The following is a 19,745-nucleotide window of genomic DNA, read 5'->3' as shown; positions in this document are numbered from 1 at the left end:
AAGACATGAAAAAACATATTTCCAATAGGATCACTATAGCCGTCGTAATGGCGGCAGTATTCACCATCTCCTGTAATAAGGACCTGGATAAGACAAATCCCAGTTACGCCACACTGGATAACTATTTTAAGAATAGCGTTGAGATGCAGAAAGGCACCAATGCCATTTATTCCTCTTTTCACGCCGGCAACCTTGTTGGCCGTGAATGGTTCTTTGTGGAAGATCTCAGAAGCGATGACGTTGCTTCGGGCGGCGGACAGCTGGAACTACCAAGGGCGCAGATGCTGAACGGCGCCACCACCTCAGATAACTCCGTGATGAACAGTGTATGGAGGGGCCTCTATACTGTCATCCATCGTGCCAACACAGTGATCGGCAGTGCGCCTAACGTTACTGACGATGATGCGGTAAGGGACCAATGCGTTGCGGAGGCTAAGTTTTTCAGGGCATGGGCTTATTTTGAGCTGGTGAGCCTGTGGGGACCAGTACCGGTGTATACCGCCGTGGTGAGCGGTCCTGATCAGTTTCAGGCAAGAGCTAGCGAGGAAGCCGTATATACGCAGATCATTAAAGACCTGACAGAGGCAGCTGGTGTATTGAAAGCTTCATATGGATCATCAGACCTTGGCCGGGCAACATCCGGTGCTGCAAATGCCATGCTGGGCAGGGTGAATATGCAGAAGGGAGATTATGCAGCTGCAAAGGCGGCGCTGTTGAAAGTGACCGGTGCCGGGTTGTATCGGCTGGTAGATAATTACAGCGACAACTTCCTTGAAGAAACAGAATTTAATGCCGAGTCTATATGGGAGGCAGTGTATTTCGACAGGGGAGATAACGGTTTTGACTGGAATGGTACCGGCGACGGTTCAGGAACGGCGCAATCCACTATCCGCAACCAGGAGTATTGTCCGCTGGCATGGAGGAACCTCATTCCTTCCGATAAATATCTCAACGAGTTTGAAAATATCGCGAGCGGTGCGGCAAAAACAGATCCAAGATATAAAGCGTCTGTATATGAAACGGGTGACAGATTCAATAACGACGCAGACGTACTGACAGATGCCATGCAGAATGGTAACGCTTCTACGGTACGTGGTGTGACGAAGAAGGTGAGCTGGCGTAAGTTTATGCTGATCTATAAGCAAAGCGTATCGACAGCATCCTATCATCCCGGTGGTAATAACCAGCGTATCATCCGCTACGCAGAAGTATTGCTGATGCTGGCAGAATGTGAGAATGAACTGGGTAATACAGCGGCTGCGGTAGATTATCTGAACCAGGTAAGGGACAGGCCTTCCGTAATGATGCCGCACTATCCGACCGCTCAGTTCCCGGTATCGAATAAGGATCAGGTAACGAAGGCGCTGATGCATGAAAAGATGGTGGAACTGGGAGGAGAGGAGATAAGGAACCGTGACATCCTCAGATGGAGGAAAAAAGGCTATTTCACAACAGATCCGATCAGTTATTTCAGGGTGAACAGGGATGAGTTGCTGCCTATTCCGCAGCAGGAAATTGACAATAACCCTAAACTGGGAACAGGCGGCGTTGACGCGCAGAATCCCGGGTATTAGGAGTGCTGCAAAACAAGGATACTATGTTGTAGAATAAATGGTAAAAAGAAAAGGGGAGGCCGGCAGGCTCCCCTTTTTACATTCTTTCGTTATACTTTATATGGAAGGATGGATAGTTTGAATACTGCCATCTTCATTGTAATGCAGTTCTGTTACCTTGACGTTGCGCAGGTAGGTTTTGCCTGACAGCTGTACATCATGGTAGAACAGGTACCATTTCCCATCTTTTTCAACGATAGAGTGATGACTGGTCCATCCTTCAACAGGCGTCAGTATCACGCCTCTATAGGTGAACGGGCCGTATGGGCTGTCGCCCGTGGCATAGCATAGATTATGAGTGTCGCCGGTTGAGTAGGAGAAATAGTATTTCCCTTTATACTTATGCACCCAGGATGCTTCAAAGAAGCGTTTGTCATTATCTTTCTCATGAAAGGGCTGGCCCTTTTCATCCAGCAGCTGTACTTCTTTTACTGGTCCGTCGAAATATTTCATGTTGGTTTCCAGTTTCGCGATCCGGGGCAGTATAGCCAGATCTTCCGGCTTCCTGTTGCCTTTGGTGGAGTCGTACCGGTTGTTGTTCCATCGCTGTAACTGACCGCCCCAGATACCTCCGAAATACATGTACGATTTACCATCATCGTCTGTGAAGACGGACGGGTCAATGCTGTAACTGCCCGGAATAGGTGCTTTTTCTGCTTTGAACGGGCCTTCCGGTTTGCTGCTGGTAGCCACGCCGATGTGGAATACATCCTGACTGTCCTTTACAGGGAAGTACAGATAATAAGTACCGTTGGCGAATGCTGCATCAGGCGCCCACAGCTGGCGATGTGCCCAGGGAATGTCTTTGATATCGAGGGCAACGCCATGGTCGGTTACCTTACCACCGACGGAGTCCATGGAAAGGATATGATAGTCTTTCATATCAAAATGGCTTCCCAGATCATCTTCAGGGATACCGGTTGCCGTATCATGTGAAGGGTAGATATAGAACCTGCCGTTGAACACATGAGCGGAAGGATCGGCGGTGTAGATGTGGTTGACCAGCGGCTGTGAAAGATACTTCTTTGCACTGCTGTCGGCCGTAGCGGTCACCTGTGTGCTATCTGCTGTCTGCGTGGAACCAGCCTGTCCGCAACTGCACATCATGCATGCCAGGGCGGCGTGGATGGTTAAAACGGGTAATTGTAAAGGGCGCATATGTTAATTGTGTTAAAGTGTTACTTACGGCCTTTTTTGAGGGAAGAAGCCCTTACCATCAGTTCTGAACGCAGAATGATGGTGTTGGTGCTGCTTACGAAAGAGACGTCCCTGACATGGTTGATCAGGTGTCTCGCTGCCACCTGTCCCATTTCATAACCTGAATAGTTGATGGTGGTCAGGTGAGGTTCTATGACCTGTGTTACCGGGTCGTTGTTAAATCCGACAAAGGCTATATCCTCCGGGATGCGGATGCCCGCTTCCTTAAGGGCCAGCATACACCCGACAGCGCAGCTGTCGTTGGAAACAAAGATTCCGTCGGGACGCGTTTTCATCTTCAATATCGTTTTTGCCACTTCTGCGCCCGCTTCCTGGCTTAAGTTCGTAATAACGACATAATCCTCCCTGAATTTGATCTTATGCTCTCCAAGGGCTTCTTTATAGCCTTTAAGCCGGTCTTTATATACATTCTGCAGGGTAGGGGCTGTTATATGCATGATCCGGCGGCAACCCTGTTCTATGAGGTGCCGGGTAGCGTTGCAGGCCGCCTGGCGGTTGTCTATCAGGATATTGACGGAGTTTTCATGCTGCATCACACGGTCAAAAAAGATGACCGGTATGTTCTTTTTGAAGAAATGTTCAAAGTGACTGAGGTCTGCAGTGTCAACTGCCAATGAAACAAGCAGTCCGTCCACCCGGCTGTCAAACATTGTTCTGACGCTGGAAGCTTCTTTCACAGAAGACTCTGAAGACTGTGCGATGAGCAACGAGAATCCATGTTCGTTAGCAGCGTTCTCAATACCGGCAATCACTGATGACATGAAATGGCTGTTGAGACGGGGCACGATGATGCCGAAGGTATTTGTCTTCTGGTTGCGCAGGCTGCGGGCAAAATGATTGCTGCGATAGCCCAGCCTTTCTGCAAGATCAAATATCTTTTTTTTCGTCTTCTTGCTGATGGTAGGATGATCCTGCAGGCCACGGCTGACCGTAGTTGCAGATATGTTCAACTCCCTGGCAATATCATATATGGTTACCTCTCGTTCGTTCGCCATAGATGTCAGTATCGATAAAAATATAAAATGAGAGAGCAATTTTAGGCACTCATATCGTGGACAGATAGCACAATCGTTTGTGTAATTGAACTGTACAGCTAAAGTAAACTTTTTTGGAAAAAAAATAACACAATCGGTTGCAATTTTATAAATTGTCTTTATTTTAGTTTCGGCAGTGTGATGAAAAGTGTAGCAGGGAATGGGGTATCCAGCGGGTAAAGCTGTACCGGTACAAATGATGAAGACGTCTCTGTTGTAGTTAATGTAGAGATTACCGAACTTTGTACTGATGGAAAGAAGGTTACAGATAACTGCAGATGGCTCCCATACTGTGTCCGTTCCTGAATGGAATGTAACCTATCATAGTATTCATGGCGCTATCCGGGAGAGTCTTCATGTATATATCGAAGAAGGATTGAAGTATCAGTTGTCAAAAAAAGCTGGTGATGTTTTATCAATTCTTGAGATGGGATTCGGGACCGGATTGAATGCATTACTTACTTTCCGGGAAAGTATCCGCGAACGAAAGCGCATCTATTATCAAACCATTGAGCAGTATCCCTTAACCTACACAGAGACAGACCCGCTGAACTACGCTGAGCAGCTCAAAGAGCCATCCTCTCAATCTTGCCTGATCACCTTACACAGTGTTCCGTGGGATGAAGACGTACAGCTGCATCCGGACTTCTGCCTGCATAAAATACATGGAGCATTGCAGGACGTCGTTTTCACCAGGGCTTTTGATATCGTCTACTATGACGCCTTTGATCCGGTTGCACAGCCGGAGCTGTGGACAGAAGACATTTTCGGAAAGCTGTATAATTGCCTGGTTCCCGGAGGCATATTGGTCACGTATTGCAGCAAAGGAAACGTTCGCCGCGCGATGATGGCGGCAGGTTTTACTGTGGAGAAACTACCGGGACCTCCGCATAAAAGAGAGATGATCAGGGCCATACGCTGACAGCTGTACAATCATTTCTATATTATTTATTCCCCATAGCCGAAAACACGCCGGATTGCGTTATATTTATATAACGCCGCGTTAACTTACCCATTCCATTACAGCTGTAGAATTTATTAGCCAAAATTTTTAATCCACACAGTATGAAACCATTAAAGCTACCTATGAAGTGGCTCAGAAGGCATGTGCTCGTCTTTCTGGCCCAGTCCCTCTTTTTGATCTGTCACACATCTGTACGTGCTGCCGGTAACGATCCCTCAGAACAGGCCGTTTTCTATACGGATATCAACTACGGAGGAACAGCTGTCGCCTTATCTGCCGGTACTTATACCCGGGCACAGATGATCGGCAACGGGCTTCCTGATGACGCTATTTCCTCTTTCACCATTCCCACGGGGTATCAGGTCACATTTTACTGGGACGACAATTTCACCGGGGCCAGTATCACTAAGACGGCTTCATCGTCCTGGATTGGCCTTGATTGGAATGACAAGGTCACCTCCCTTATAGTTTCAAGAGTACCGACGGAAGAGCAGGCCGTTTTCTATACGGACATCAACTACGGAGGAACAGCCGTCGCCTTATCTGCCGGTACTTACACCAGGGCACAGATGATTGGTAACGGGCTTCCTGATGATGCCATCACTTCTTTTATGATTCCAAGCGGTTATCAGGTCACTTTTTTCTGGGATGATAACTTCACCGGCGCCAGTATTACGAAATCAGCATCCGAAGCATCTATCGGCACTGAATGGAATGACAAGGTCACATCGCTCATAGTTACAAAAGTAGCACCGGCAGAGCAGGCAGTGTTCTATACGGATGCAACCTACCAGGGAAAGGCGATCCCACTTTCTCCGGGCAATTATACGCGGGCGCAGATGATAGCTTATGGTTTGCCTGATGATGCCGTTTCTTCATTCACTGTACCGGCTGGCTACCAGGTGACGGTATACTGGGATGACAATTTCTCGGGCGCCAGTCTTACGAGAACCGCATCTGAACCATGGATCGGTCCTGACTGGAATGACAAGGTCACATCCCTGATCATTGCAAAGATCAATCCTTCATCATGGCAGGCCAACTGGATATGGACTTCTTCTGCAGGACCGGCCAACACGTGGCTTTCACTGAGAAAGAAGGTAACGCTTTCCGCAAAACCAGCCCGCGCTATGACCAGGATTGCGGCGGAAAACAAATATTGGTTGTATATCAATAATCAGCTGGTTGTAAAGGATGGAGGACTGGATATACGTCCGGACCTGATAAATACTTATTACGACGAAATAGATATTGCCCCTTACCTCACTGCAGGAGAAAACACGATCGCGGTGCTTGTCTGGCATAAAGGGGGAAACAATTCGTATTCACAGCGTGTAACGAATAGTGGTGGATTCCTTTTTGAATCATCGCTGGAAGGCAGCAGTCCTTCGTCTATTGTTTCCGATGCATCGTGGAAGGCAAAAGTGCATCCTTCCTTTGGTCCGTCTACTCAGCTCATTATCGACAATAATGGCTACAAATGGCTTGCCTGGCCTATTTATTACAATGCACAGGCAGAACCCGGCGCCTGGACCTCTGCTACCTATGATGATAGCAGCTGGCCATCTGCTGTTCAAAAAGGAGTAGCAGGTGTAGCGCCCTGGAATCAGCTGGTGCCCAGAACGATACCGATGTGGAAAGAATATGCTCTCGGGGCTTATACCAATGCAGGCACATTCCCTGCTACTATCAGCTCCAATCGCATCATTACAGCAAAAGTTGGCGCCAATATACAACTGCGTCCATATCTGAAAGTGAATGCACCTGCAGGTGTTAAGATAAGGATAGAAGTGAACAGGTATTACTGGCAGGAGTACACCACCAAAGCAGGGGAGCAGGAGTTTGAATGCTTTGCCTGGCAGAATTCCAGCGGTGATACGGTGAGTTATCAATTCTCAAACGTCACAGGGCCAGTACAGGTGATGATACTCAGGTATCGTGAAACCGGTTATAATACGACAAAGCCCGGAACCTTCTCGTCAAATGACCAGCCCCTGAATACATTGTGGACGAAATCGAGAGCCACCTCCGAGGTATGTATGAGAGATATTTTTTACGACTGTCCTAACCGGGAGAGAGGACAATGGTGGGGCGACGTATCCCAGCAGATCCTCTACTCGTTTTACATCTATGATACCACTGCCAATCTGCTTGCCCGCAAAGGTTACAGGGAGTTCCTGCGCTCACAGAAAAGCGATGGGTCATTATATACTACGGCTCCCGGCACCGAGTTCCATTTGCCTGACCAGAACCTGGCAGCAGTTGCGCTGCTATGGAAATATTATACCTATACAGGAGACAAGGCTTTATTACAGGAACTGTATCCTGCCATCAGGAAGTTTGCTGGCTACTGTGTGAACTCTTCGAATAGCGATGGCATGCTTGTGTGGCAGAATGGCCCCTGGAACTGGATTGACTGGGGCGACAATAAAGATGCAACTCCCGCGGGAGCCGCTAATACCATTTATAATGGTATTTATATAGTGTTTCTTGAGTCGGCTGCCAATATCGCCAATTCACTGGGATATGTCACAGATAAACGTTACTACGAGCAATTGCTGAATAAGGTGAGAAGTAACTTTAATAATTACTTCTGGAACAGCAGTGCAAATGCCTATGTATATCATCGTACTGCCGATGGTGTACAATCGCAGATAATAGATGACAGGAGCAATGCCTGGGCCTACCTCGCCGGTGTGGCTAATGACGCACAGAAAGCGGGGATACTGAACGTACTTAAAACAAAGTACAATGCTAGTCCCTACCAGGAAATGTACATAGAGCAGGCAATGGTGGAACTTGACCCAACGGCAGGTATTAAAAGAATGAAAGACCGCTATACAACCATGATCAACAGCTGGTCGCCCACCTTATGGGAAGAGTTTCCGGCTGCCAATAGTAATAACCATGCCTGGTCAGCAGGGCCACTGTATGTTATGAGTGCTTACGTGCTCGGAGTGCGTCCTTCATTGCCTGCGTATGAAGAGTATTTCTTCCTGCCGCAGCCGGGAGGGCTTACCAACATATCAGGCGTGATCCCGACCATTAAAGGGAATATCAGCGTGAGTCTTGTCCGCAATAGCTCCGGTCTTACGCAGACCATTACATCACCTTCCGGTACAACAGGTATCGTCGGCATTCCAAAGAGCGCCATTACTTGTGGGCTGAAAGAGATTAAGGTGAATGGTACTGTGATCTGGAGAAACGGATCAACAGTAACAACTGTGCCGGGTGTGACATTCTATGCAGAGGATGCGCAATATGTGAAATTCCGGGTGTCTTCGGGTGCATGGACATTTGATGCCGGATGTACCCTTTCCACGCTGGCGGGTACTAGCAGTCTGACGGTAGCCCCTAATCCGTTTACATCTGATATTGTTGTGAAGGCGGAGGGTATAAAAGAACCGTATGTTATTGTGAAGGTTTTTAATAGCAATGGAGGGTTGGTGCTTCCTGCGAAAAGGGTGCAGAACGGGATGAAACTCAGTCTTTCACGTCTTCCTGCCGGGGTTTATATTATTAATACGACGGCGGGGAAGAAGACGTATAGCAATAAGGTTGTAAAGTATTGATGAGGGTGGGCATCTGTGATATAACGGGGGCGTTTAGTATATACATGCCTTTACCATGCCCTTAGGTTGGACTTAATCGCATCATTTGACAGGAGATATAGTATATATAGCCCAAGGGATTAATTCCTGGGCTATATATTGTGGCCTCGCCCATTGCCTGGCTGCATATGAGTCGCCGGCTGCAGGATTTTGCTTACGGGATAGAGTTCCATTGGTGGAGCAGGTGGCCGCCCCATCCTTTGAACGCAACAGCACGATTGAATATACACGATCACGTTGTATCTTCATCAAAACTTTGCTTATGATTGTACAAGCCTTGTTACAGGAGTTCGAGCACGAGGTGACCAGCACCCGGAAATTACTGCAGGCAGTGCCTGCGAAAGACATTCACTTTAAGCCTTCACCTGTTTCCTGGACAATGGGACAACTGGCTCAGCATATTGCTACTATTTATTATTGGTATGTCGGCACGCTTACCCAGGATGTTTATGATATGGCAACTGATCATCTGGAGCGTGGTGATGCTGCCGATATCCAGGCAACACTGGCTTTGTTTGAAGCTAATGTTGAGAAGGCAAGAGCCGCGTTGAAAACAATCACAGAAGAACGCCTGCAAACACCATGGACGATGAAAGTAGGTGAAAAGACCGTGTTGGGGCCAATGCCACGCGGAGTAGTAGCGCGGGGTTTTCTCTTTAATCATATTTATCACCATCGCGGCGAAATGATAGTTTATTTACGTGCGACGGGTAATACTGTACCAGGCATGTATGGTCCGACCTATGAGCAGGAGCTGACCATGAGGAATGCTGTCAAATGAGCTTATTAAGGAATTATCAGTTTCGTGGATGGCTGCAGGAGACTGCAGCCATCTGTTTATACGAAGTATTGTCCCGGATGAAAGTACTGTAATGCGTCAGGATGTGTGTGAAAAACAAGTGGACGCCCTTCCTGACATAAACTATTTTTGACTCTTTATATGAAACAGGATTTGCTTATTAAGGCCGCCTTTATATAATGGGATATTCAAAAGGGGCCGTATCAGGTTTTTGATTTCAATATAGAAATACGATTTCAATCTATGGCTCATTGTATATCCTCTGCATAGATACACTTCCTTATCAGCATTCAGGTAATCAAAGGTGTGGCGATTATATGAATTGACGTGTTCTTCATATAAAGGCTCCTGCTCGTCATAAGGAACAGCAATGTATAGTTCTTTACATTTACTTAGCAATTTTTGTACAAACTGTTTATCGTTAGGCACATGTTCCAATACGTTTGAAATAATAATCACATCTACAGACGGAATACCATCAACATCTTTAGCTTGAAATGTTGCGATATCACCGAACTTTTGAATACAGATATCAATAGCTGCAGGTGAAAAATCAGTTCCGATAAATTGAGCTTTAGGATAGTATTGTTTATAGATGGGTATTGCATCTCCTAATGCACAGCCATAATCGAGAATAGTTCCAGAAAAATCAGGCTTCATTTTTAGTCTTTTTGCTATTTCATTAGCAAACATTTTAGTTTGATTCTCCCCGGCATTTGCCCTCCATGACATTTTATTATTTGAACTGAATCTATCATCCCAATATTCTTGAGAATTGATGATATCGGCATTCAATAAGTTTGTTTTCATAACATTATTCTTAATGGTTCAGTAAATATTGAAGCTGGCATGGAGCCGATATTAGACTTTTGGACAGATCCGTTTGTTTTGGTGCAATTCAACTCCAGCCATAAGTTTCGATAATGGTTTCCTGTATGTTTATTAAGGACCGGCTTCTATGGTGCGCAGGGAAAAGAGGTATCCGTGTTTAAATAACACACCAGCACCCTTTTTGTTTGAGGTATATGGGGTTTTCGCATGGCTTCGGGGTAACGCATGTGGCTGTTAACTTAAATACTTTGCATACTCATCTTATAACAATATTCCCGTGAAGTAAGCAGTGTCAAAGGCTCATTAATAAAGCCTTTGACACTGCTTGTTTTTAGCAATCACACAGCGTTTCTCCTCGTGAGCAAGTAGGGCAGGAGGTCTCAGCAAGTGACGTGAGGCAAATACGATCGCCTTTCAATGCATCTTCCTTTAGTTTACTGAGATTGGCAATTTTGATCTTCACCAGTTGGAGTTTTTTCTGTTTTGCGACTTTTTTCATAGTGACTAGTATTTAAAAATGGTCCTCTCCTGTCTTTAGCCTGGGGAGCTATGCCGTGGAGCGGTTGTTCAGCACGTATAAAAGGGTTTAATAAATATCTTCCACCAGCAGGTGTGACATTTTTTCTTATTACAGGTGATGTATCAGGTGAAGAAATTAACGTCCGGCGTAAATAACAAAGGGGCTTTCATTCATTGGGTTAAACATTTGAGGGTTAAATAATTAGCTGCTCTACTAATTTATTACATTTTTTTTATGTCGAAAATTCTATTGTGATGTGGAGTAGTGATGCATGTCCTCAGAATATGCGTGTGTGTGGGCGATTGTAAAAGAACCTTCAATTTTCCATGGAACTATTTTCGCACTACGGAACAGCTTGAGACGGGTGTTTAGACGCTCATACACCATCCGCTGTTTACAATAAATGTTTGTCCGGTTATATACCCGTTTGTGGTAGGCTGCAGTATGACTGATGCCACTTCTTCGGGCTGTCCAAAACGGCGAGGCTATACTATGTGAATGTTAAAATAATATCAGTTTTTGAGACTGTAAGAAGCATGATCTTGTCAGCAGACCCTTTGCTGGTAAGGGTTTTGTTGTTTTGGTGGGACAAGAAGATACCCTGGTTAGAACAAGCAGAGAAGAAGCAGAGAAGACGCGGAGAAGAAGCAGGGGTATGGAAATAGTGCTTTTTTGATAGTATTTTAACGGTAAGTTTCACAAGGTATGAAAAGTATGCTTTTACCACGTTTATGGCGGCAGGGTAGTTGGTGATGCAAACGGTACGCTCGCAAAAGGCGGTTATGAATACGGCGCACATATCATTTACAGCGACGATCATGGCATCACCTGGCAGAGAGGAGGCGTAATACGGCCGAAGGTCAATGAATGCCAGGTAGCTGAGCTGGCTGATGGTAAAGGCAGTTTGGTAATGAACATGCGTAGTTACTTTGGCCGGGGATGCCGGACGCATGCTTTCAGCTACGACGGAGGTAGTAGCTGGTCAGCTCCGGAAGACGTACCGCAGCTGGAGGACCCGGTTTGTCAGGCCAGTATCATTCGTTATGCCTGGCCCGTTAGAAAACATAGTGGTTGCCTGTTATTCCTGAATCCCGCCAGTAAGCATAAGCGGAATAATATGACGCTTAAGGCCAGTACGGACGATGGCCGTACATGGAGAGAGGTACAGTCGCTTTATGCGGGGCCTTCTGCCTATTCCTGCATGACTGTACTGCCGCATGGCGATGTGGTCTGTTTGTATGAGGCAGGGGAGCGGCATGCTTATGAAGTGATCGTGTTACAGAAAGTAGATAAAACGGAAATAGGCAGGATTGTAAAAAAGAGGCTATAACGAATCCGGTAAATTAGCCTAATTATTGCCTGTTATTCCTTCTTATAGATCTTCTTGACAAGATTAAAATTGTCATCTGGCTCAAGTCTCACAGACACCAGTCCGTTTGGGGTATTAATTAAATCAAAATTTCCCAGGTCGTACCAGGATGAGTTCTTGTAAAGAATCCAGTCAGTAAAGGCATTGAGATGTATTTCATACGTATCTGCGTTATCGATGGGTATTTCAATGGCTCTTCCCAACAGTCTTTCAAGTGATGTCAATGCAATGACGCCACCCACTCTTCTGAAATCCGTTCGTTTGGTTTGAGTACTGTCAAGGTCCATGGTGTATGTGCCTTTACCTTTTACATACTGACCGACAACATACCGGCTGGTAACGTTGTTCCCTTTAGCGTCGAATAATTTCACTGTTACACTCTGCTTTCCTGAGTTAGTACTCACAACTTTATTGATAACCTTAAAAGTACTGTCTATCTGACGAAACCGGATTGTATCCTTTTTCATCGTCCAGGTGCCGATTGAACAGTGTGAAGACCCTTCACATCCTCCTTCTACGTTATAGACGCCGTTGGGAAGTAATGTGATGGTTGTGCTGCATAAACCACCATGGTGGGTATTTATGTAGCGTCCGGTTATCTGGCTTAGGGCGGTTGTAGGGATGATGAGTAATGCCAGGATAAATGAGAGAGTAGTCTTCATATTGAGAATTGTGGCAATGTTTGTTATCAGCTGTGATTTCTTAAATTAAGCATTTGCCTAATTGTGTAATGTTTACCTGATCCTCGCATATTGAAACGCAGGTTAAATCTTCTAATCTTTTTAGTGTTTTCGATACTTCTGTGACAGTCAATACATTTGCATACCTATTAGTTATATCTACGATGTTGGTTCGCCCCTCACAAACATAATGGATGAAACGTAGGAAAATGTCGTCTCTGTACGTAATTCCATTATTGAAGAAGATTTTATAAACATAATCTTCAGCAATAGCCTTTTCTGCCGTCTCGATACTGTGAATGAAATTCGAGATCTCTATGTGCTCATGATTGAAATTCCTCATAAGCTCATAGTCTCTCCCTTTGTACTGAAGGGTATGTGTTACGATAAATCTTTTCTTACGTTCGTCAATAACAGGCTTCTCGTATCTATTTAGCTTCTGGCCTAAGACATTTTCTAATTTACTCTTCAACTCTATGATATCCTGTTTATCAAGTTTAACGATGTTTATTGGTTTGTCGGTTAGCAGGTTTTTTACTTTTTCATCAACAAACGGGGCGATTGGAAAAGAGTCGAAATAAGTACAATATCCAATATGCTCGTATTCGTCATCTTTATACAAATACATGTGAACGCCCTCATCACGAGGTGCATCATTTTTTATTTTTTCATTTTCTTCTCTCGTGAGGTGACAGTGATAGCAAATATCCTTTGGCAGATAAGGGCTATCTGTAGGAATGATTAATTTACTGCAATCTGCACACGTGATTGCAAGGTGCCTTTCTGTCCATGCAGGACAGTCTTCGTCAGCATCTTTGGGAGATGGAAAATAGAAGATCAGGTTATATTTTTCAGACGCTTTCTGTCCAAACTCTTCCGCTAGTAAGGAAACGGACAGCCGTCCGTGTTCCATTCCCTCAGGGAGGACAACTTCGCCTAACAAGTGTCTTGTGGTGCGTTTAAAGAACAACAATCCTGATACTGTATAAACATAAAGCAGTAAATGCCAGCCACCTGTATCCCCGCCCCATAAAGCTTCCAGTACGGTTGGCTTTCCCAAAACTCTTTCTATTTCACTGTCTAGTGTTTCAAATGTCGTTATATCAGGCATACATGGTAGTTAACCGGAAGTCTAAAGTTTAGTGTCTGTATTGATGTCGTGAACAATACAGCTGCAAATATATTCATAAATGCGGTAATGTATATGGACCGGCACCTACTTAAAAAGTCAATTCACTCCGGCCTCCATCCTACGCCATCCCCACTATTCCCATATTCTGCATAAAAAGCCGATTGCTCATTCTCCGCCTTTACCCAGTTATGCCGTCTCTCCGGCCTAACCGTCCCTGCCAGCTCACAATACATAAAGGCGGTTTTAGCCTATCGCCGCCACGGCCTTCCTAAATAATACGAATTCGCTGGCGCATCGCCGCCGAAATACAGTCCCTGAGCACATAACCGAACGCCTTTTTCTGAGGAGTAGAGACTGCCATGTAATCTTTATAAAAACTATACTGTATCCTGGTTATTATCGTTGATCGCACTTATCGCTTAATGCATTGTAATATAATCACCTGTCCCATCTTTGGCAACAGTCAAACGTCTTGTCTGATCTACGACCATAAGACCGCCCAGATAGTTTTTTGAGATGTTTATATCCATTTCCCGAAAGAGTTATGTGTAATCATATTCATTTTGTAATTTCCGCATTCACGTTATTGTTTGAAAATGAGATACTATTTTAACAACCTATTATTGCTTATCGGCTTTTTATGCGTTCAGCCATTTAATTCTTTGAAGGCACAGGCAAATGCCGCTGCTTTTATTTCCGGAGATTTTGCAGATCCGTCTATTATTAAAGTAAAGAACAGGTATTACGCTGTGGGGACTTCTTCTGAATGGGCGCCACATTTTCCCATCTATGCTTCAGATAACCTACGCGATTGGAAACAGTTGGGTTATGTATTCGATAAGGCACCTGAGTGGACTTCTGGTTCATTCTGGGCTCCTGAATATTACTTCCATAACAACACTTATTACATTTATTATACGGCTCGCCGGAAGGCTGACAATGTCTCTTGTGTAGGTGTTGCTACGTCAAAATATCCAGATAGAGGGTTCAAAGATCAGGGAGTCATTATCAGCTTTGGTAAAGAGGCAATAGATGGTTTTGTGTATAATGACAATGGTCAACTGTATATCACCTTTAAAGCTTACGGACTTGATAAGCGGCCGATAGAAATTTTAGGTAGTAAGCTTTCCGCTGATGGTTTGAAGCTGGAGGGTGAGGTGTTCTCGATGTTGAAAGACAGTAACCGCATGGGAATGGAAGGGCAGAGTATCTTACATAAAGATGGTTTCTACTATTTGTTCTATTCCTCAGGCGATTGCTGTGGTAAGGGCTGCAGTTACAATGTACGTGTGGCCAGGTCAAAAGATTTTAAAGGTCCTTATGAGGAATACAGCGGGAACCCAATATTGCAGACAAACGAAGGGTGGAAATGTCCAGGACATGGCACATTTGTGCAGCAGGAAGATGGCAGGTACATGTACATTTACCATGCCTACAATAAGCAGAGCAATGTGTTTACCGGTCGTGAAGGTATGCTGGCGGAATTAGTATGGGGAAATGGTGGTTCCTGGCCTTCTTTCGTAAGTAAGCAGGCCGGCAATCGCTCAACTGGTAACATTACAGCTTCTTTCGAAGGACAGAAGATAGCACCTTACTGGCAATGGGATTTCCGTAATACTACTCCAGTTATACGTCAGAACAAAGGAAAGCTCTACTTGTCGGGAACAGTCAAAGAGGGGAACAACACGGGTGTTGTATTAACTGTTCGTCCGGTAAGTAACCATTTCGATATGACTACTACTGTGGCTAACAGCAATGCAGCGCTTAAAGGACTGGCATTTTATGGAGATGCGAATGCGGCGATAGGGATCGGTGCTGCGAATGATAAGGTGGAATTCTGGATGATTAAAGACAATATTAGAACTGTGTTGGCTACACAAAATATAAAGACTGGTGTACCAGTTCAACTGAGGTTCACAATAAAACCTGATCTGACATGTGAGGTATTTTACCGGCAGGAGGGAAGTGAGTGGCAGCAGGTGGCGCCTGAAATAAAACAGGATGTGAGCTTTTTACCGCAGTGGGATAGGAGTCCAAGGGCGGGGTTACATTTTAAAGGGGAGGCAGGTCTGGAAGCGGAATTCACAAGCTTTGAGGTGGTGAATAAATAAGTGGTTTTATAAGGTTTGATATAGTAGAAAGGCTTCCGGTTGCGGAAGCCTTTTTTTCAATATCTGGAGCTAGCGGTTACCACCATGACGCCCTTGCTGCGCTTTTTCAGTGCTGCTGCGATGATATCCCTTATTGGGTTTCTTCATTTTTTCACCTCGCTTTCCTGAGGTTTGTTGCCCGCTACCTTCGCCCGTTAAATTACCAGGATTACCACCACCCTGGTCCTTTTTGTCTCTACTATTAGCCATAACAGGATCTTTTCTTTATAAACCGAAAATTTGATGCCAGGAATGGGCTATTCCTGAAAAGCTAGACAGCTGCCGATCGTATCATTGACCGCGCCTGCATATTGACGAATGTTCGCACTCCTTTCATGCTTGTGTCTGTTAAGAGCTATCTGTTTGGTCGAAATTTTGTATACACTTTCCGTTCACATGACACTTTTGCCCAACAGACTCCATGAGCCTGGCACGTTTGTTAAACTATCCGGGGAATCGTGCGTATATGCCAGCTGATACACAGAATTAGCCCTGTATATACTTGCTGTAGTCGTTGGGTAGTATATGGCTCAGACACCCGGCACATGGCAAATTTTCTGTTGAGCACTATAGCACTTGCCGGCTGAATAATGTTCTGCTACAAGCGCTGTTCGCACCAATGAATGGATCATAAAAACATTTATAACAATGACTAATTACTGGTATAAGGACGCAATAATTTATTCACTGGATGTGAAGAGCTTTATAGATAGCAATGGCGACGGAATTGGTGATCTTGCAGGCTTAATGCAGGGGTTGGATTATCTGACATGTTTAGGTATCAACTGTATCTGGATGTTACCATTTTATCCATCACCCCTTGAAGATGCTGGGTATGATATAACGGACTATTACAATGTGGATGAAAGGATCGGCAGTTTGCAGGAGTTTGTACGGTTGGCTGAGCAGGCTAAGGAACGGGGGATCCGTATCATGGCCGATCTTGTCGTGAATCATACCTCCAACCAGCATCCGTGGTTCCTCGAGGCGCGTGCTGATAAACACAGTAGATATCGCGACTATTACATATGGTTAGACGAGAAGCCGGCCAACGACGGGCCAGATATTGTTTTCCCTGGCGTACAGGAGAGCAATTGGGCCTTCGATGAAACAGCCGGAGCGTGGTATTACCATACTTTTTATTCTCATCAGCCGGACTTGAATGTGTCCAGTCCCATAGTACAGAAAGAAATAGAGGAGATTATCCGTTTCTGGTTACAAATGGGAGTTGACGGGTTGCGTATAGACGCTGTGCCACATATACTGAGGAACAAGGGGCCAGAAAAATTTGACGGAGACCCGCATGCATTCCTGCGCAGCCTGCGCAAATTAACCGACGAGCATGGCAAAGGCGTTGTGCTCATGGGGGAGGCTGATACAAAACCTGAGAGTTATAAAGCCTTTTTCGGAGAAAGCGATCAGTTGCATATGCTGCTTAACTTCTATCTGAACAACCACCTCTATCTGGCCCTCGCTCAACATAGCGCAGCACCGTTAAGCCGTTCATTGAACGTACTTCTACCGCATGCAGGCATCAGGGACCAATTCGCCAATTTTGTGCGTAATCATGATGAGCTGGATCTGGAACAATTGACTGAAAAAGAGCGACAGCAAGTATTTGATGCCTTTGCACCAGAACCAGACATGAGGATCTATGGCCGCGGGATCCGCAGACGGCTGCCGCCGATGCTACACAATGATCAGCGTCGCATAAAACTTGTATACAGCCTGCTGTTCTCTCTTCCTGGTACACCAGTACTACGATACGGGGAGGAAATAGGTATGGGTGATATGCTATCGTTGAAAGAACGTAACAGCATACGCACTGTGATGCAATGGGCCAACAAGCAGAACGGGGGCTTCTCTACGGCCCCGCCTGATCAGTTGGTATGGCCCGTGATAAGTGACGGTACTTACGGCTTCGAGACGGTGAATGTCGCTGATCAGGCTAATAAACGCGATTCACTTCTGAACACAGTATCTAACATGATCAGCATCCGTAAATCATATCGTGCTTTCGGTGCCGGCGAGTATGATGTTATTGAAACAGATCATCCCGGTGTGTTGGTACACATAGCACGACGGGACGCCAGTGTCGCAGTTGTGTTGCACAATTTTACAGGGGAAGCCATAAATCTACCCGTGCCATTGTCAGCAGATGAGCGCCGCTATTTTACAGAAATATTGTCCGATCATCCATATGAAAAGTTCAACGGTAGTACGGATTATATTGAGCTTAGGCCCTATGGTTATCGCTGGTTATACAAGTGGCCGCTGGCAATGATTATAGAGAATAATCCATGAGTTTTTTAAGGTAGCAAACAATCTGATGATCAAATTAAATAGTTCGTGTTAACCTTAATTCAATTGCCTCTCCTGCTCACAGTGTGGAATCTAATCCACTGTCAGCCATGGAATTAGGTGCGGGTTATAAAACGCCCCGGTGCGATTTTAGTCTGAATCATTAAAAGGGAATAAAAGTAGTAATCTTACTGGTGCTTGAGCCTATGTTTGAAAGCCATGATATATTCAACATTCACGCCTTCACATTAGGTGCCGGTTATGATCTGTTTGAAATACGGAACACCAGAATAGCCGGCGGTGCACAGTGGAGTATTTATGATGCACCCGAATCTCTTAACAATTTGTACGGTAAAAATCCGATGGCCATGCAGGTATATTTAAGAATATATCCTTCTTTAATGAAGACGACGAGAAAAATGTAATTAACAGAGAGCTAAAAGTATCATTATGGAAAATAAAGAAAGCATGAAGCATAACAGGCATGCCAATCACTATAAACACCTTATTATTATGGCTGTACTGTCATTCATAAGCATGTATGTGCTGATGTATTCAATGGTTAACTCGTTTAGCAATGTAATCCCGAACATCAACCAATTCTATATGGCGGGGTTGATGACCATGCCCATGATAATAATTGAACTGGTGGTGATGCGAAGTATGTATATGAATAAAAAGCTCAACATGGCAATCATAGGCGCTGCCCTTGTTGGATTAGTAGGGTTCTTTCTGTTTATTCGTCAGCAAACGGCGGTTTCTGACAGGCAATTCCTGAAATCAATGATACCTCATCATGCGGGAGCTATTTTAATGTGCGAGCAGGCCAACATAAAAGATCCTGAGATTAAAAAGTTATGTGAGGCAATTCGTGTAAGCCAGCAGAAGGAAATTGACCAGATGAGAGCCAGATTGTCGCGGCGGTAACCCCGTCTTTCATGTTAGCAATAAAAAACCTCGGACGTTTGTCAGAGTCCCGGACCGGCATTTTTTGTCTTTTCTTATTCAATATCAATCACAAATAACGTTTTACAACCGATAACGGCATAAAGTAGAAAAAAATGTATAGTAATTAATTCGGAATTACTGCTATTTTTGTCCGAGATGAAAAAGTTCCTGGTTCTCATATTGGCAATCCTTTACGTGGGTTCCTCTACCGGCGCTACCTTTCACCTGCATTATTGCATGGGAAAGCTGGTAAAGGTACAGCTATGGCATGAGGATGCTAAAAGATGCAGTAACTGTGGAATGAACAAGAAAAAACAATGCGCCAGGAAATGTTGCAGGGATGAGCATAAAACAGTGAAGCTGGAAAAAGACCAGAAGGCTGCCGAAAATACAGTTCACTTTATGCAACTGGTGGCTATTAACAGCCCCGTTTTCCATACAGGATTTTCCGAGGCTTATCCTTTTTCTGTCATCGAAGAGTTTCCGCTGGCCAATGCTCCTCCCCGAAGTAGCAAAGTACCGTCCCGTATATTCAACTGCATTTTCCGCGTCTGATTCCTCCCCAATTCAGGATG

At 45.0% G+C, this 19,745-nt stretch carries 16 protein-coding genes; 9 read left to right on the top strand and 7 right to left on the bottom strand.

The window, feature by feature from the left end:
* Positions 1–5: 5 nt before the first annotated feature.
* Complete coding sequence (locus tag L3C95_RS17230; protein ID WP_236389353.1) at positions 6–1,574, top strand: RagB/SusD family nutrient uptake outer membrane protein; 1,569 nt, start codon at positions 6–8, stop codon at positions 1,572–1,574.
* 96 nt (positions 1,575–1,670) lie between these two features.
* Here L3C95_RS17230 and L3C95_RS17225 read toward each other — a convergent pair whose 3' ends face one another.
* Complete coding sequence (locus L3C95_RS17225) at positions 1,671–2,771, bottom strand: glycoside hydrolase family 43 protein (RefSeq protein WP_236389352.1); 1,101 nt, start codon at positions 2,769–2,771, stop codon at positions 1,671–1,673.
* Between the two features lie 20 nt (positions 2,772–2,791).
* A complete protein-coding gene (locus tag L3C95_RS17220) occupies positions 2,792–3,826 on the bottom strand; it encodes a LacI family DNA-binding transcriptional regulator (protein ID WP_236389351.1) in 1,035 nt (344 codons plus the stop codon).
* 289 nt (positions 3,827–4,115) lie between these two features.
* On the opposite strand from L3C95_RS17220, the gene mnmD reads away from it, so the two are divergent.
* From mnmD to L3C95_RS17205, 3 genes are all read left to right on the top strand, one after another.
* Entirely contained in the window at positions 4,116–4,787 is a 672-nt protein-coding gene (gene mnmD / locus L3C95_RS17215; protein WP_236389350.1) for a tRNA (5-methylaminomethyl-2-thiouridine)(34)-methyltransferase MnmD, read from the top strand.
* A 143-nt stretch (positions 4,788–4,930) separates the two neighbouring features.
* A complete protein-coding gene (locus L3C95_RS17210; protein WP_236389349.1) occupies positions 4,931–8,401 on the top strand; it encodes a peptidase inhibitor family I36 protein in 3,471 nt (1,156 codons plus the stop codon).
* A 301-nt stretch (positions 8,402–8,702) separates the two neighbouring features.
* Positions 8,703–9,221, top strand: coding sequence for a DinB family protein (locus tag L3C95_RS17205; protein WP_236389348.1), 519 nt, complete (start codon positions 8,703–8,705; stop codon positions 9,219–9,221).
* A 141-nt stretch (positions 9,222–9,362) separates the two neighbouring features.
* Here L3C95_RS17205 and L3C95_RS17200 read toward each other — a convergent pair whose 3' ends face one another.
* Entirely contained in the window at positions 9,363–10,049 is a 687-nt protein-coding gene (locus tag L3C95_RS17200) for a class I SAM-dependent methyltransferase (RefSeq protein WP_236389347.1), read from the bottom strand.
* A gap of 352 nt (positions 10,050–10,401) precedes the next feature.
* On the bottom strand, positions 10,402–10,569 hold the full coding sequence (locus L3C95_RS17195; protein ID WP_236389345.1) for a hypothetical protein: 168 nt from the start codon (positions 10,567–10,569) through the stop codon (positions 10,402–10,404).
* A gap of 820 nt (positions 10,570–11,389) precedes the next feature.
* Between L3C95_RS17195 and L3C95_RS17190 the strand changes: the two genes are divergently transcribed.
* Complete coding sequence (locus L3C95_RS17190) at positions 11,390–11,920, top strand: sialidase family protein (protein WP_317207694.1); 531 nt, start codon at positions 11,390–11,392, stop codon at positions 11,918–11,920.
* 32 nt (positions 11,921–11,952) lie between these two features.
* Here L3C95_RS17190 and L3C95_RS17185 read toward each other — a convergent pair whose 3' ends face one another.
* Together L3C95_RS17185 and L3C95_RS17180 are read right to left on the bottom strand one after the other, a co-directional pair.
* Entirely contained in the window at positions 11,953–12,621 is a 669-nt protein-coding gene (locus tag L3C95_RS17185) for a hypothetical protein (protein ID WP_236389344.1), read from the bottom strand.
* A 40-nt stretch (positions 12,622–12,661) separates the two neighbouring features.
* Positions 12,662–13,750 carry a hypothetical protein gene (locus L3C95_RS17180; RefSeq protein ID WP_236389343.1) on the bottom strand — a complete coding sequence of 363 codons (1,089 nt, stop codon included), beginning with the start codon at positions 13,748–13,750 and terminating at the stop codon, positions 12,662–12,664.
* 617 nt (positions 13,751–14,367) lie between these two features.
* Between L3C95_RS17180 and L3C95_RS17175 the strand changes: the two genes are divergently transcribed.
* Positions 14,368–15,882 (top strand): glycoside hydrolase family 43 protein, encoded by a 1,515-nt coding sequence (locus tag L3C95_RS17175; protein WP_236389342.1) that lies wholly within the window; start codon positions 14,368–14,370, stop codon positions 15,880–15,882.
* Between the two features lie 69 nt (positions 15,883–15,951).
* On the opposite strand, the gene L3C95_RS17170 is transcribed toward L3C95_RS17175, so the two are convergent.
* Positions 15,952–16,131, bottom strand: coding sequence for a hypothetical protein (locus L3C95_RS17170; protein ID WP_236389341.1), 180 nt, complete (start codon positions 16,129–16,131; stop codon positions 15,952–15,954).
* Positions 16,132–16,569: 438 nt separating this feature from the next.
* Between L3C95_RS17170 and L3C95_RS17165 the strand changes: the two genes are divergently transcribed.
* From L3C95_RS17165 to L3C95_RS17155, 3 genes are all read left to right on the top strand, one after another.
* Complete coding sequence (locus L3C95_RS17165; RefSeq protein WP_236389340.1) at positions 16,570–18,225, top strand: alpha-amylase family protein; 1,656 nt, start codon at positions 16,570–16,572, stop codon at positions 18,223–18,225.
* 447 nt (positions 18,226–18,672) lie between these two features.
* Complete coding sequence (locus L3C95_RS17160; RefSeq protein ID WP_236389339.1) at positions 18,673–19,149, top strand: DUF305 domain-containing protein; 477 nt, start codon at positions 18,673–18,675, stop codon at positions 19,147–19,149.
* A 177-nt stretch (positions 19,150–19,326) separates the two neighbouring features.
* On the top strand, positions 19,327–19,725 hold the full coding sequence (locus L3C95_RS17155; RefSeq protein WP_236389338.1) for an HYC_CC_PP family protein: 399 nt from the start codon (positions 19,327–19,329) through the stop codon (positions 19,723–19,725).
* Positions 19,726–19,745 lie beyond the last annotated feature (20 nt).

Origin of the sequence: Chitinophaga filiformis, from assembly GCF_021646545.1 — a bacterium.
Lineage (GTDB): Bacteria > Bacteroidota > Bacteroidia > Chitinophagales > Chitinophagaceae > Chitinophaga > Chitinophaga filiformis_A.
This window is presented reverse-complemented; position numbering and strand designations above follow the sequence as displayed.

Excerpts from the sequence above, each read along its gene's own strand:
- mnmD (WP_236389350.1), top strand. The coding sequence starts at position 4,116 with ATGGAAAGAAGGTTACAGATAACTGCAGATGGCTCCCATACTGTGTCC.
- L3C95_RS17155 (WP_236389338.1), top strand. The coding sequence starts at position 19,327 with ATGAAAAAGTTCCTGGTTCTCATATTGGCAATCCTTTACGTGGGTTCC.
- L3C95_RS17170 (WP_236389341.1), bottom strand. The coding sequence starts at position 16,131 with ATGGCTAATAGTAGAGACAAAAAGGACCAGGGTGGTGGTAATCCTGGT.
- L3C95_RS17205 (WP_236389348.1), top strand. The coding sequence starts at position 8,703 with ATGATTGTACAAGCCTTGTTACAGGAGTTCGAGCACGAGGTGACCAGC.
- L3C95_RS17165 (WP_236389340.1), top strand. The coding sequence starts at position 16,570 with ATGACTAATTACTGGTATAAGGACGCAATAATTTATTCACTGGATGTG.
- L3C95_RS17210 (WP_236389349.1), top strand. The coding sequence starts at position 4,931 with ATGAAACCATTAAAGCTACCTATGAAGTGGCTCAGAAGGCATGTGCTC.
- L3C95_RS17230 (WP_236389353.1), top strand. The coding sequence starts at position 6 with ATGAAAAAACATATTTCCAATAGGATCACTATAGCCGTCGTAATGGCG.
- L3C95_RS17175 (WP_236389342.1), top strand. The coding sequence starts at position 14,368 with ATGAGATACTATTTTAACAACCTATTATTGCTTATCGGCTTTTTATGC.
- L3C95_RS17160 (WP_236389339.1), top strand. The coding sequence starts at position 18,673 with ATGGAAAATAAAGAAAGCATGAAGCATAACAGGCATGCCAATCACTAT.
- L3C95_RS17220 (WP_236389351.1), bottom strand. The coding sequence starts at position 3,826 with ATGGCGAACGAACGAGAGGTAACCATATATGATATTGCCAGGGAGTTG.
- L3C95_RS17180 (WP_236389343.1), bottom strand. The coding sequence starts at position 13,750 with ATGCCTGATATAACGACATTTGAAACACTAGACAGTGAAATAGAAAGA.
- L3C95_RS17225 (WP_236389352.1), bottom strand. The coding sequence starts at position 2,771 with ATGCGCCCTTTACAATTACCCGTTTTAACCATCCACGCCGCCCTGGCA.
- L3C95_RS17195 (WP_236389345.1), bottom strand. The coding sequence starts at position 10,569 with ATGAAAAAAGTCGCAAAACAGAAAAAACTCCAACTGGTGAAGATCAAA.
- L3C95_RS17185 (WP_236389344.1), bottom strand. The coding sequence starts at position 12,621 with ATGAAGACTACTCTCTCATTTATCCTGGCATTACTCATCATCCCTACA.
- L3C95_RS17200 (WP_236389347.1), bottom strand. The coding sequence starts at position 10,049 with ATGAAAACAAACTTATTGAATGCCGATATCATCAATTCTCAAGAATAT.